We start from the raw sequence: 13555 nt of genomic DNA, 5'->3' as shown, positions 1-13555 counted from the left end.
GGAGGACGTGGCGCTGCGGGAAGCCGAGGCGCCGCCGTCGGTGGAAGGTATGCCGGTGCTCGACGAGGGCCGTCAGTCGGTGACTGCCACCAGGACGGCGAGGGCGCCGCCGGCCACGATCAGGCCGCCCAGGAAGAAGACGGGGATGGTGACGGTCATCAGGCTCAGGTCGCCGTCGTTGGCCTCGACCGCGTCGCTGTAGCGGCCGGCAGCGAAGACCGTGCGGCCCCGGCGGACCAGCGCGCCGTTCTCCAGGTGGCCCAAGGCGAAGACCGGGCCGCCCAGCGGCAGGCGGGTCTCGCGTACGGTCACGCTGTCGCCCCTTTTCAGGCGGGAAGCCATGGTCGCCGGGATCCACGCGGGCGGCACGGAGTGACGTTTGTGGACGTACTCCATCGTCGTGGTCTCGGTTGTCGCCGTGCCGGCGAAGACGCCGGGGTCGACGGGGACGCGGGCGGTGGCGTCGGCCAGGGCCGGACCTGCGGGGGTGCGGCCCACGTCCGTACGCCAGGTCAGGTCGCCGTCGCTGTCGCCCGCCCGGTAGCAGGTGGCCGTCACGTCGTACCACGCGCACTCGGATCCGCTGAGGAGGGCCGTCTGGCGCCCGGCCGGCCCGCACTCGATGACGCCCTCGGCCGCGACCCGTCCGGGGCGCCACGAGCCGATCGGGGTGCGCGGGGTCTGGCGCAGCAGGCGCCGTAGCCGCAGGTCGCCCACGCTGAACAGGGCGAAGAGGCCGGACACGGCGACCATGCCCACGCCGACGAACATCACGAGGGCGGCGACGGTGGCCATGCGGACAAGGTAGCGACGCCGGTCAATCGCAGACCTTTACTTTCGTCGATATGAGTCATAGGTTGCTCGGAACGGACCAAAGTTTTGACCTTTTTGAAAAAAGTCCGTAACTCGCACACCTCTCTCGACTCGTGGGAATCCCGGCCCGGCCGGGATACGGCGGAGGACGCGCATGGAAGACAACGTTGTCAATCTAGACGAGCAACCCCAGCTGCGGCGCCGGTCGCTGCTGGCGGCGGCCGGGGTTCTGGGCCTGACGGGCGGTGCGGTCGCGGTCGCGACCACGACCCGGGGCGAGCCCGCGAAGGCCGCGGCCGGGGTGACCCGGAAGATCACGATCTACGCGGAGGCCCTGCCCGGCAACCAGTTCGGCTACGGCCTGACGCCGGGCGGGGCGACGATCCCCGGGCCGATCCTCGAGATGTACGAAGGGGACACGCTCGAGATCACCCTGGTCAACACGACCAACCAGCGGCTGAGCATTCATCCGCACGGCGTCGACTACAGCACCGACTCGGACGGGGCGCCGTTCAACGCCTCGTACAACGAGCCCGGTCAGACCCGCACCTACGTGTGGCGCTCGCACGAGATGACCGCGACCAGCGGGCGGCGGTTCATGCCGGGCAGCGCCGGCTACTGGCACTACCACGATCACGCGATGGGTACCGACCACGGCACCGGCGGGCTCATCAAGGGCCTGTACGGCGCGCTGATCGTGCGGCGGCGCGGCGACATCCTGCCCGACAAGCAGGTGACGGTCGTCTTCAACGACATGCAGATCAACAACAAGACCGCGCCCAACACGCCGATGTTCGAGGCGAACCTCGGCCAGCGGGTCGAGTGGATCGCCATCGGGCACGGCAACTTCTTCCACACGTTCCACCTGCACGCGCACCGGTGGGCCGACAACCGCACCGGCATGCTCGAGGGCCCGTCCGACCCGAGTCAGGTGATCGACAACAAGGACCTCAACCCGGGCAGCTCGTTCGGGTTCCAGGTGCTGGCCGGCGAGGCGGTGGGGCCGGGGGCGTGGATGTACCACTGCCACGTGCAGTCCCATTCGGACACCGGCATGGCCGGGATCTTCCTGGTCCGCAACGCCGACGGCAGCATGCCGCCGGGCGCTCAGGAGGCGATCGACCGGTTCCAGGGCCACCAGCACAAGGCGGCGGCCACCCACGTCCATGAAGGGAGCGGCTCATGAGAAAGGCCGTAGCGGTGGCGATGGCCGCGCTACTAACCATCGGGGGAGCACCGCCGCGAGAAGCAGCGGCGGCGGCCGCGGAACCGGCGAAACCCAAGGTCCTCGTCTTCTCAGGCGCGGCCGCCGCGCAGCAGGACCCGGTCGTCAAGGCGACCGCGACCATCAAGGAGCTCGGCGCCGCGCAGGGCCTCCAGGTCGACGCGAGCACCGACGCGGCGGACTTCAACGCGGGCGACCTGGCGGCGTACCGCGCGGTGGTCTTCCTGTCGGCCGACGGCGTCACCCTGAACGCCGGCCAGGAAGCGGCCCTGAAGGGCTTCGTCAACGCCGGCGGCGGCTTCCTCGGCATCGGCGACGCGGCCCGCGCCCAGCTCGACTCGAGCTGGTTCACCGGCCTGATCGGCACCCGTCCGGCCGGCGCCATCCCGGTGTCGCATCCGGTCCAGGCGGTCACCGCGAGCGGCGAGAACCCGCCCAACGAGATCAGCTCGAAGCTCACCGACGGCGACCCCAACACCAAGTGGCTGACCCGGACGGCGACCGGCTGGGTCCGGTACGAGCTGGCGTCGCCCACCAAGATCACCGGGTACGCGCTGACCTCGGCCAACGACTTCGACGGGCGCGACCCCAAGGACTGGACGTTGCAGGGCTCGGCCAACGGTGAGGCCTGGACCGACCTGGACCGCCGCACCGGGCAGAGTTTCCCGGAGCGCTTCCAGATCCGGCGCTTCGACATCGCCAACCCGGCCGACTTCAAGTTCTACCGCCTCAACATCACCGCCAACAGCGGTGAGCCGCTGATCCAGCTGGCCGACCTGCGGCTGTTCACCGGCACCACCGAGGCGCCGCCCCCGCCGGCCGTGAACCGGGCCGTGGTCGACATCCTCGACCGGCAGCATCCGGCCACCAAGGACCTCGGGCTGACCATCACCCGCGAGGACCGGTGGAACAACTGGGATCAGAACCCGATCGGCAAGGTGCACACCCTCGCGCAGGTCGAGGAGCGGCACTACGACCCGGGCCTGGGCGCGAACGGCCCGTTCCACCCGATCTCCTGGTGCCGTGACTACGACGGCGGCCGCTCCTTCTACACCGGCATGGGCCACACCGACGGCTCGTACGGCGAAGAGGCCTTCCGCAAGCACCTGACCGGCGCGCTCGGCTGGACCAGCGGCATCGTCCGCGGCGACTGCCAGGCCACGATCGCCTCCAACTACAAGGTGGAGCGGCTGACCGCGGCCAACAAGACCGGCGAGCTCGACCAGATCGGCGAGCCGCACGGGCTGACCATCACGCCCGACGGCACGGTGTTCTACGTCGGCAAGGCGGCCTGCCCGAGCGGCCCGATCGTCAGCTGGGACGACCCGAAGGTCGGCCTGGGCTGCGGCACCATCCACTCCTACGATCCCGGCACGAAGCAGGTGAAGCTGCTGACCACGTTGCCGGTGATGGGCAACCGGGGCAGCGGCGACGAGCTGGTCAAGAACGAGGAGGGCCTGCTCGGCATCGTGCCCGACCCGAAGTTCGCCGAGAACGGCTGGCTGTACGTGTACTGGATGCCGCACGCCTCGATCGACCGCCAGAAGCGGGTCGGTCAGCGGACGGTCTCGCGCTTCACCTACGACAAGGCCGCGCAGACCATCGACCAGGGCACCCGCAAGGACCTGATCCAGTGGCCGGTGCAGATCCACAGCTGCTGTCACGCGGGCGGCGGCATGGCCTTCGACGCCAAGGGCAACCTCTACGTCGGCTCCGGCGACAGCAACTCGTCGGGCGGCTCGGACGGTTACTCGGGCAACAACTGGACCCAGGCGTACGAGGGTCTGTCCTTCCAGGACGCCCGGCGCACCGCCGGCAACACGAACGACCTGAACGGCAAGATCATCCGCATCCACCCGGAGGCGGACGGCACGTACACGATCCCGCAGGGCAATCTCTTCCCGCCCGGCACCGAGAAGACCCGGCCCGAGATCTACGTGATGGGCGTACGCAACATCGCCCGTCTCCAGATCGACCCGAAGAAGCAGTGGCTGACCGCCGGCTGGGTCGGGCCGGACGCGTCGGCGCCGAGCCCGGAGCTGGGCCCGGCCAAGTACGAGACCGCCACGATCATCACCGAGGCGGGCAACCACGGCTGGCCGTACTGCATGGGCAACAAGCAGCCGTACCGCGATCGCAGCAACACCGACGCCAAGATCCTGACCGGCTGGTACGACTGCGACAGCCCGAAGAACGAGTCGCCGCGCAACACCGGCCTGACCGACCTGCCGCCGATCAAGAACAACATGATCTGGTACTCCCCGGACGGTGGCGGCCCGGTCTTCCCGGCCCGCGACGCGAGTGGCGTGCCGAGCTACAAGGCGGCCGAGGCCACGTACACCCAGCCGTATCTGCGTGGCGGCGGCCAGGCCGTGATGTCGGGCCCGACGTACCACCGCGATCTGGTCGACGCTTCTTCCACGGTCGCGTGGCCGGCGTACTGGAACGACAAGTGGCTCATCGGCGACCAGTCGAACTCGGCCAACCGCGTGGCGGTCACGGTCGACCCGGCCGGCGTGCCCCAGCAGGCGCCACCGGCGTTCGGTGAGTCGCTGCGGGCCATCATCCCGGCCGGCGGCGGCGCGAACCAGCTTCAGTCCTGGATGGACGCCAAGTTCGGCCCCGACGGCGCGCTCTACATGCTCGACTACGCGGGCGGCTTCTTCAGCCTGCACCCCAACCAGAAGCTCATCCGGATCACCTATCAGGGTGGGGCGCCGACGCCCGCGCCGACCGCGACCGCGGTGGCCGTGCAGGACAAACCGCTCACGTACGCCTTCAGCGGTTCCCGTTCGGGCGGTCTCTCCTACAAGTGGACGTTCGGTGACGGCGGCACCTCGACCGAGGCCAACCCCCGGCACACGTACGCCCGGGTCGGCACCTACGAGGCGACGCTGACCATCACCTACGCCGGCGGGCAGACCGCGACCGTCAAGACGACAGTCACGGTGGGATGCGCGGTGGCGGATCCGGCTACGACCGTACGACTGGACGCTGTTGACTCGGGTGTGCCGAACCGCGTCGTCGGCCAGGGCTGCACCATCGACGACCTCATCGACGACGAGAGCACGTGGGCCTCGCACGACGCCTTCGTCCGGCACGTCACCGAGGTGACCTCGCGCCTGACCGACGACAAGGTCATCAACGGCCGGGAGGCGGGCGCGCTGACCAAGGCGGCCGCGTCGTCACCGATCGGCCGCGAGGGTCACACCGGCTACGTCTCCCTCTACAACGGCACGCCGGAGTCGCTGACCGACTGGGCGCAGGCGCCGACCGGGCAGTTCGCGATCCAGCCGGACGGGTCGCTGCGGCCCAGCGGCGGGCTCGGAATGCTGTACTACACCAAGCCGCTGAAGGACTTCTCGCTGACGCTGCAGTTCCGTGACGTCGCACCCGGCGACGCCCGCGGCAACAGCGGTGTCTTCACGAGGTTCCCCGACCCGCGGATCCCGCTCGATCAGCGACCGGCCGGCAGTTGCGGCACGGTCGGCTCGGCCCGCACGTCGCAGGCCTGGGTGGCCATCTACTGCGGCCACGAGGTGCAGATCTACGACGGCGAGACCGGCGAGCCGCAGAAGACCGGCTCCATCTACAACTTCGACGTCAACCCTCTGGCCGCGGCCGGTGTGACGGCGAAGAACGTGTGGAACCGCTACGAGATCAAGGTGGTCGGCCAGCACTACACGATCATCCGCAACGGCAAGGTCATCAACGAGTTCGACAACACCCCCGGCAAGCAGTCCTCGCGCGCCGGTGACCCGCCGACCGACCTCCGGCAGTTCGCCGAGGGCCTGATCGGCCTGCAGAACCACAGCGACACCGACCTGGTCGACTTCCGCGACATCCGGGTGCGTGCTCTATGAAACGGCTTCTTCTGATCCTGGCCGCGCTGATGCTGCTGACCCCGGCCGCTCCGGCGGCCGCGGCCCAGACGCTGACGTGGACGGCCGGCGACAGCATCACCGCCTACCGGTCGGCGCCGGCCCAGGCCGCCGCCGGCCAGACCACCATCGTGTTCGAGAACAGCGCGGCCACCGGAAACACGACCGGTATGCCGCACACGCTGACCTTCGACACGTCCACCGAGGGCTACAACCACGACGTGACCCTCAACATCCTGGCCAACCCGTTCGACGCCGAGAACGGCCGCCACGAGGCGACCGTGACCCTGACCCCGGGGCGCTACCGCTACTTCTGCTCGATCCCCGGGCACAGCTCGATGGTGGGCGAGCTCGTGGTGACCGACGGCGGCAGCGAGCCCGACACCACGCCGCCGACCGTGGCGGCCCAGGCCGCCGGGAACCGGGACGGCGACGGCAACTACATCGGCACGGCGACCGTCACGGTCACCGCGTCCGACAGCGGCTCGGGCGTGGACACCGTCGAGTACGCGCTCGACAACGCCGCCTTCCAGGCCTACACCGCACCGGTAGCGGTGACCGCGGTCGGCGCCCACACGCTGCGGTACCGGGCCACCGACAAGTCCGGCAACGTTTCGACGGTCGGGTCGCTCGCCTTCACCGTCGTGGCGCCTCAACAGCAGGACACGACGCCGCCCACGGTCACCGCCCAGCTGGCGGGCGACCGCGACGGCGACGGCAACTACGTCGGCACGGTGACGGCCACGCTCACGGCGACCGACGCGGGTTCGGGCGTGGCCCGGATCGAGTATTCGCTGGACGGTGCGGCCTTCACGGCGTACACCCAACCGCTTGTCATCAACACGCCCGGCATGCACATGCTGCACTTCCGGGCGACCGACAACGCGGGCAACACCTCGGCCGAGCAGATGTCGCACTTCACGGTCGTCGAGCCGGAGGAACCCGACACCATCCCGCCCACGGTGACCCTCGACGTGGACAACCAGCCGGGCGCCGCCACGGTGACGGTGAGTTCCTCGGAGCCGGGAACGATCCAGTACCAGCTCGACGCCGGCGCCTGGACGGCCTACACGGCGCCGCTCAGGATCACCGGGCTCGGCGAGCACACCGTACGGGCGAAGGCCACCGACGAGGCCGGCAACACCTCGTCCGAGGAGTCGGAGACGTTCACGGTCGTCGGATCGGGGACGGGCGAGTGCCCGGTGCCGGACACCCGAGCCACCGTGGTCATCGACGGCGACGACACCGGAGTTCCCAACGCTGACACCGGGAACGGCTGCACCGTCAACGATCTGATCGCCGAGCACGGCGATTACCCCGACCACGCCGCCTTCGTGCGGCACGTCGAGACCGTCACCGCCGCGCTCGTCACCGGCGGCACCCTCACCAAACGGCAGCAGGGCACGATCGTCCGCGCGGCCGCCCGTTCGGACATCGGATCATGAAGGGAAACCCCGTGAAACGCTATCTGGCTGCTCTCACCACCGGTCTCACACTTTCTCTGGTCGCCGCCGCTCCGGCCGACGCCGCGCTGGTCACCTACTGCATCGGCACCGGCGGGGCGGTCACCGTCCCGAACGACCTCTACGTGCCGGCCGGCGAGTCCTGCTCGCTGACCGGGACCATCGTCACCGGCAACGTCAGCGTCGCCGCCGGCGGCAACCTGGTCGTCACCGGCGGCCGGCTCGCCGGTGACGTGCGGATCGCCGGCAACGGCTACTTCGACGCCTCGGACACCACGGTCGCCGGCCCGGTCGTGCTGGCCGCCGGCGGCTACGGGGTCTTCCTCAAGGACGCCACGAGCGGTGCGATCACCGTGCGCCCCAAGGGAACCACGACGGTCGACAGCTTCCTGTTCGCCGAGGGCACCTCGGTCACCGGCAGTGTCAACGTCCAGGCCGGAGAGGTACGCCTCGACGACGGCACCGAGATCACCGGCAGTGTCAGCAGCACCGGGACGTACTACACCGACCTGCACGACTCGTTCGTCGACGGCACGCTCTCGGTGCTCAACAGCGCGACCGGTAGCGTCGTCTGCGGCAGCTCGGTGCGCGGCAAGGCCACGTTCGCCGGCAACCTCGGCGGCGTGCAGCTCGGCCCGAACGGCCCGCTCGACTCCTGCGCCTCGGGCGGCTACTGGGGCAAGGACGTCAGCGTCACCAGCACGACGGGCGGCGTCACCGTCGACGACAACATCATCGACGGCGTGCTGACCGCCACCGGCAACACGCCGGTGGCCCAGATCGCCGCCAACAACCGGATCCGCCGCGGCGTGGTCACCGACCCGCCCGCCGCCTCCGCGGCCCGCTCGGCGGCTCGTGCGGCCGCCCCGCGGCAGGACGACACCGGCAAGGCCGAACAGCGGCGTGTCGACGCCGTCCAGGAGGCCACCGCCGCCGGCCCGGCGGATCTCTGATTCCTTGCCGCACCAACCGGCCCCGGACGTTTCTCGCGTCCGGGGCCGGTCCTTCCCGAGGACCGGTGGTGGCGGAGATATGACATGGCGCATGAACGCCACTCGGGGGTCAGGGCAAGCCACATAGCCTTGTCTCGATGTGGGAGCCGCGGGGTTAACAAGACCGTGACAAACCGGATTTATCGTCACCCATCGATGACGGCATCGCTGTCGGAAGGCGGGGGCATGGCGGAAAATGCGGTCCCATCGTTGGCCATCGGCATCGCATCATCGCCGGACGGCCGGAAGAAGCTTGCTCAATTGCTCGACGGCGCGGGCACCGTCGTCATCGTGTCCACGGTGGACCAGGCACGGCAGTTCCTCGACGTGGTGGCGCCACCGCCCCCGGAGTCCAGTGAGAGCGGGCTGCGCATCGACTCCGACCGGCGGGTGCTCTGCTGGCTCGACCGCGAGGTCGCGCTGACGCCGTTGGAGCACGACTTCCTGCGGTGCCTGGTCGGCGCTCCGGGGCGCGTGCTGACGTACGAGAGACTGCATCTCGAGGTCTGGGGCAACGAGCACGTCGGGCGCGGTTCCGACATTCACTCCATGGTGCGCCGGGTCCGCGGGAAGCTGGCCCGGCTCGGGGTGGCCGCGACCATCCACGCGATCCGCGGGGTCGGCATTCGTTTCTCTCTCCAGTGACGGGCCGGCCCGCCTCCGAGAACGCAGGCGGGCCGGGTGTGAGCAATGGAATCAGCAGCGCACGGGCAGGAGGGCGAAGTCCTCCACCTTCGGCGCGGCGGGGTTGACCTTCGAGGTGCGGGCCTGAGGCTTCCAGCCGTCCTTGGCGGCGATCAGCGTGAGCGGGTTGTTGCGCTTGTCGAGCCAGTACGCGTACTCGCCCTGCGCGTCGGTGGCGAATGTGTACGACGACGCCCACGAGTCGACTTGGACGGTCGCGCCGGCCAGCGGAGCGCTGGTGCCGCCGGCGCAGGCGGCGCCGGTGACGGTGCCCATCAGCTTCGCCCACGTCTTCGGGGGAGCGGCGTTCAGGGTGACGTCGACCGGTACCACCGTGTACGGGGTGTTCTCCTTGAGGGCGACCAGCCCGGAGTAGGTGCCCGGCTGGTCCACGGCGGCGGTGAAGCCGACGGTGACCGTGACCTTCTTGCCGGGCGCCAGCGTGACCGACGGCTTGTCGATCGTCATCCAGCTGACGTCGCCGCCCTCGGCGCACTCCTCGAGACCGGGCAGCGCCTCACTGCTCGTGGTGGCGGTGAACCCGCCCGAGGAGCCGCCGACCTTGTAGAAGCCGCATGCCGCGGCGCCGCGGTAGCGGGCCGTGTTGGCGTTGGGCAGCGCGGCCCAGGCGCCGGCGGCCGGGTCGTACGCGAAACCGGCGTTGGTGACCGCGTTGGCCTGCGAGCCACCCACGACCAGCAGCTTGCCGTTGGCCACCGCGAACGAGGCGGCCCAGTGGTCGGACGGCGCGTCGGCGATCGGGCTCCACGTGCCGGCGGCCGGGTCGAAGGCGTACGAGGCCTTCTGCGACGCGTTACCGTCGTTGCCGCCGGAGCAGTAGACGGTGCCGTCGATGCCACCGCAGGAGGCGAAGGCCAGCGACTTCGGGTAGTTCGCCAGCGTCTCCCAGGTGTCGGCCGACGCGTCGTACCGGACCACGCTGTTCGACATCGGCAGGCAGCCCGAGGTGGTGCAGCCGCCGACGGCGTACAGCTTGCTGTCGGCCACCGCCTGGCCGGCGGCCGACCGCGGCGCCGGGTTGTCCGCCTTGCGGGTCCAGGCGTTCGCGCCCGGGTCGTACGACCAGGTGGCGGCCTCGGTGCCGGAAGCGCCCCAGCCGCCGGTGGCGATGATGTGGCCGTCGATGGCCGCGACCGTCATCGCCGAGCGCGCCTCGGGCAGGTCCGCGATGGCCGACCAGGCCTGCGCGACCGGGTCGTACACGTAGTTCTGCTTGGTCGCTGCCGTACCGTCCGTGCCGCCGATCGAGTAGACCTTGCCCTCCAGGCTCACCACCCGGTTGTCCATGACCTTGGCCGGGTACTCGGCGATGGTCGTCCACGGCTCGGCCTGCGGGCCGTCCTGGGCGGTGGCCGCGGTGGCCGTCTTGCCCGAGGGCTTGGCCGAGAACGACGTGGCCACGCTCAGCCGCTGGGCCGGTGCGCCCGGGCTCTGCAGAACCGCCTCGCGGGTCATCCGGGACCCATCGGCCTTCAACAGCTCGAAGCCCTTGTCCCGCTCGCCGAACTCCACCGCGACCGGCTGGGTGCCGGTGTTGGTGACGGTGAACTTCTTGGTGGCGGTGCCGTCCGGCATCCGCAGGTCGGCGCTGAGCGAGGCCGGGGCGACCTCGAGCCGGCCCGCGCCGAGCTCGAACGAGGCCGAGGAGACCCAGTCCGCCTCGACGTCGACCGTCGCGCTGCCACCGGCGTAACCGGCGGCCTTCGCGTCGAAGGAATGCGAGCCGGTCTTTGTCGACAGCATCCAGAAGAAGCCGTCGGCCAGGCCGGTGTCGTCCGGGGTGGCGGCCGTGGTGGCCTTCTCGGCCGGCGCGTCCTTGCTGGTGACCGTGGCGCCGTTGACGTAGCCGCCGGTGTTGCCGTCCTTGACGTGACCGACGACCAGGCCGCTGTCGATCGGGTCGCAGCGGACCTCGCTGCCGATCAGCACATTGTCGACCTGCCACCACCAGGCGTACGAGCCGTCGACGTAGTGGAAGCGGACCCGCACCTGCGACTTGCCCGCGGCCTGCGGGATCGCGATCTCGGTCTTGCTCGGGGTCACGCCGGTCGTCTGCGACAGGACGGTCTCCCAGGTGGTGCCGCCGTCGACGCTGAGCTCGACGTCGGTGCGCTCCGTGGCGTACTGCCGGAACTCCTGGTCGAACCGGATCACCGGAGCGGTGACGCCGGAGAGGTCGACCACGGGGCTGACCAGCGACGTGTTCTGCTTGCCGCCGGCGCCGTAGTGGTCGCTGTCGATGATGGCGAAGGGGCCGGCACCGCCGGTGTTGTTGCCCCGGTTGCCGTCGTCGGTGAACTTCCAGACCTGGCCGTTGCCGGCGTGGTCGGCGACCGTCCAGCCGGTGGGCGCGGCGGTGGTGTCGAAGGTCTGGTACTCGCCGTCGGAGGCGAACTCGTAGCCGGGCGCGGCCGTGCAGTCGTCGGCCGAGGCGGGCACGGCCACGTTCTGCGTGACGTTCTTCGTGCCGACCACGACGTCCTTGGTCACCGGCGCGTAGCCCGGGTACTGCGAGGCGAAGGTGAGCTTGTACGTGGCGCCGGTCGGCAGCTTCAGGCTGTAGCGGCCGTTGGTGGGCGTGGTGTAGTCCGAGACGCCGCCCGCTCCGCCCACGGTCACCTTGGCGTACAGGGGCCAGCCGTGACCCGAGCCGTCCGTCACCGTGCCGCCGACCGTCACCGTGGGCACGGCGGTCAGGGCCACGTCGAGCGCGACGGTCTGGTCGGCCGCCACGGTCGCGGTCACGTTCTTCGAGCCGAAGCCGTACGCCGTGACGGCCACCTGGTAGTCGCCGGCCGGGAGCCTCGTCGAGTAGGCGCCGTCGGTGCCGGTGACCACCTGCCGGGCGGCCGCGCCGGTGAGCGCGAGCGTGGCGTTGGTGATCGGCGCGCCGGTCGCCGCGTCGGTGACCTTGCCGGCCAGCGTCCCGGTGTCGCCGATCGGGGCGGCGGCCAGCAGCTTCAGGACGTCGAGCCGGCCCTCGCCGAAGACGTTGTTGTCGTCGGCGGTGCCGCCGCACTGCGAGGCCTCGGTGTCGGTCGCGGTGTCGTCGAGCAGCGCCTTCGTGCCCGCGATGTCACCGGCCAGGGCCGGCGCGCCCGACCACAGCAGCGCGATCGCGCCGACGAGGTGCGGCGCCGCCATCGACGTGCCGCTGATCGTGTTGTACCCGCCGCCGGGCCAGCTCGAGCGGACGTTGACGCCGGGCGCGGCGATGTTCGGCTTGATGTCGCCGTTCTGCCCCGCGCCGCGGGACGAGAAGTCGGCGATCACGTCGCTCGCGTCGTAGGCGCCGACCGAGTAGTTGCCGGGCAGGCTGCCCGGCGAACCGCTGCTCTGGCAGCCCGACCCGTTGTTGCCGTTCGACCAGACGCCGAAGATGCCCGACGCCGCCCACGCGTTCGTGATGTCGTCGAAGAACGGATCGAACGACGGCTGCGTCGTGCCCCACGAGTTGTTGATGATGTTGGGCCGCTTGCCGGCATCCGGGTTGGCACCGGTGTGGTCGGTCGGCTCCAGCAGCCACTGCCCCGAGTTGATCAGCGCGGTGTCGGACGGGCAGCAGCCGTTGGCCGCGATCCACCGGACGCCGGGGGCGACGCCGATGTCGGTGGCGCCGGCCATCGTGCCCATCGTGTGGGTGCCGTGGCCGTTGGTGTCACAGGGCGCGCCGCCGCCGCAGGAGCCGGCGGCGTCGTACCAGTTGTAGTCGTGGGTGAAGGTTCCGTCGCCGTTGTTGCCCCGGTAGGAGCCGACGAGCTGCGGGTGGTCGAACTGCACACCGGTGTCGATGCTGGCCACCGTGATGCCCTCGCCGGTGACCCCGTACTGGTCCCAGACCTTGTCGGCGTTGATGTTGGCGATGCCCCACTCGACGGCGTTGACAGCCTTCTTGGCCACGCCCTCGCTGACCTTCGGCACCTCGACCGACACGGGCGCGTAGAGGCCCTCGACCTCGGCGCGCGCGGCCAGCTTCTGCACCAGGCCGGCCGAGCCGCCGCTCACCTTGATGGCGTTCGTGGCCCAGAACGACTCGTACGCCGTGCCGTCCCGGTCGAGCTCGGCCTTCACCGCGCCCTGACTGCCGGCTGCGACCTTCTTCAGGGCGGCGGCCACCGCCGTACCCCGCTCGCTCCAGTCCTTGATCTTGCTAGCCGCGCTCAGATCCGCCTTGCCGCCGAACCGGATCCAGAAGTCGCCGCCGCCGCGCGCCGCCATCTGCGCGGCGAGCTCGGGCCTCACCTTGTCCTCGTCCTTGGGGCCCGTGGCCTGGGCGCTGCCGCCGACCGCGACGAATCCGGCCGCGGCGACGATGATCGCCAGGGCTCCCGCCGTACGTTCGAGGTGTCTACCTCTCGCCATGCTGTCTCCCTCATGGAGTCTCGGGCGCCGGACGGATCACGCCGGCCACCTGAACAGCACGCTAAGATCAACAAACATCGATGCTCAAGACGCGTGGTGAGCAATCGGTGATCA

General features: G+C 70.3%; 7 protein-coding genes and 1 pseudogene. 6 read left to right on the top strand and 2 right to left on the bottom strand.

What is annotated here, in order from left to right:
- Window positions 1-72: 72 nt before the first annotated feature.
- Window positions 73-795, bottom strand: a complete 723-nt coding sequence (locus CRP55_RS44920) for a hypothetical protein (RefSeq protein ID WP_097328214.1) — start codon at window positions 793-795, stop codon at window positions 73-75.
- Between the two features lie 172 nt (window positions 796-967).
- Between CRP55_RS44920 and CRP55_RS44915 the strand changes: the two genes are divergently transcribed.
- The 6 genes and pseudogenes from CRP55_RS44915 to CRP55_RS44895 all read left to right on the top strand — a co-directional run bounded on the left by CRP55_RS44915 (window position 968) and on the right by CRP55_RS44895 (window position 9019).
- A complete protein-coding gene (locus tag CRP55_RS44915; protein WP_097328213.1) occupies window positions 968-1999 on the top strand; it encodes a multicopper oxidase domain-containing protein in 1032 nt (343 codons plus the stop codon).
- Complete coding sequence (locus CRP55_RS44910) at window positions 1996-5901, top strand: ThuA domain-containing protein (protein ID WP_097328212.1); 3906 nt, start codon at window positions 1996-1998, stop codon at window positions 5899-5901. The genes CRP55_RS44915 and CRP55_RS44910 overlap by 4 nt, the downstream gene beginning before the upstream one ends.
- 41 nt (window positions 5902-5942) lie before the next feature.
- A pseudogene (locus CRP55_RS44905) lies at window positions 5943-6929 on the top strand (cupredoxin domain-containing protein); the annotation flags it as partial.
- Window positions 6921-7364, top strand: coding sequence for an OmpL47-type beta-barrel domain-containing protein (locus CRP55_RS56650; RefSeq protein WP_498368175.1), 444 nt, complete (start codon window positions 6921-6923; stop codon window positions 7362-7364). The pseudogene CRP55_RS44905 and the gene CRP55_RS56650, both read left to right, overlap by 9 nt.
- Window positions 7365-7375: 11 nt before the next feature.
- Window positions 7376-8335, top strand: a complete 960-nt coding sequence (locus CRP55_RS44900) for a hypothetical protein (protein WP_097328210.1) — start codon at window positions 7376-7378, stop codon at window positions 8333-8335.
- 249 nt (window positions 8336-8584) lie between these two features.
- Window positions 8585-9019, top strand: coding sequence for a winged helix-turn-helix domain-containing protein (locus tag CRP55_RS44895; RefSeq protein ID WP_245923759.1), 435 nt, complete (start codon window positions 8585-8587; stop codon window positions 9017-9019).
- Window positions 9020-9070: 51 nt separating this feature from the next.
- Here CRP55_RS44895 and CRP55_RS44890 read toward each other — a convergent pair whose 3' ends face one another.
- Window positions 9071-13441, bottom strand: a complete 4371-nt coding sequence (locus CRP55_RS44890; RefSeq protein WP_097328208.1) for a S8 family serine peptidase — start codon at window positions 13439-13441, stop codon at window positions 9071-9073.
- Window positions 13442-13555: the final 114 nt, after the last annotated feature.

It is taken from the genome of Paractinoplanes atraurantiacus (assembly GCF_900215205.1).
Lineage (GTDB): Bacteria > Actinomycetota > Actinomycetes > Mycobacteriales > Micromonosporaceae > Actinoplanes > Actinoplanes atraurantiacus.
The sequence above is the reverse complement of the archived record's forward strand: the minus strand, read 5'-3'. Positions and strand labels throughout refer to the sequence as shown.

Coding starts and splice junctions, on each gene's coding strand:
- CRP55_RS44915 (WP_097328213.1), top strand. CDS start 968: ATGGAAGACAACGTTGTCAATCTAGACGAGCAACCCCAGCTGCGGCGC.
- CRP55_RS44910 (WP_097328212.1), top strand. CDS start 1,996: ATGAGAAAGGCCGTAGCGGTGGCGATGGCCGCGCTACTAACCATCGGG.
- CRP55_RS44890 (WP_097328208.1), bottom strand. CDS start 13,441: ATGGCGAGAGGTAGACACCTCGAACGTACGGCGGGAGCCCTGGCGATC.
- CRP55_RS44920 (WP_097328214.1), bottom strand. CDS start 795: ATGGCCACCGTCGCCGCCCTCGTGATGTTCGTCGGCGTGGGCATGGTC.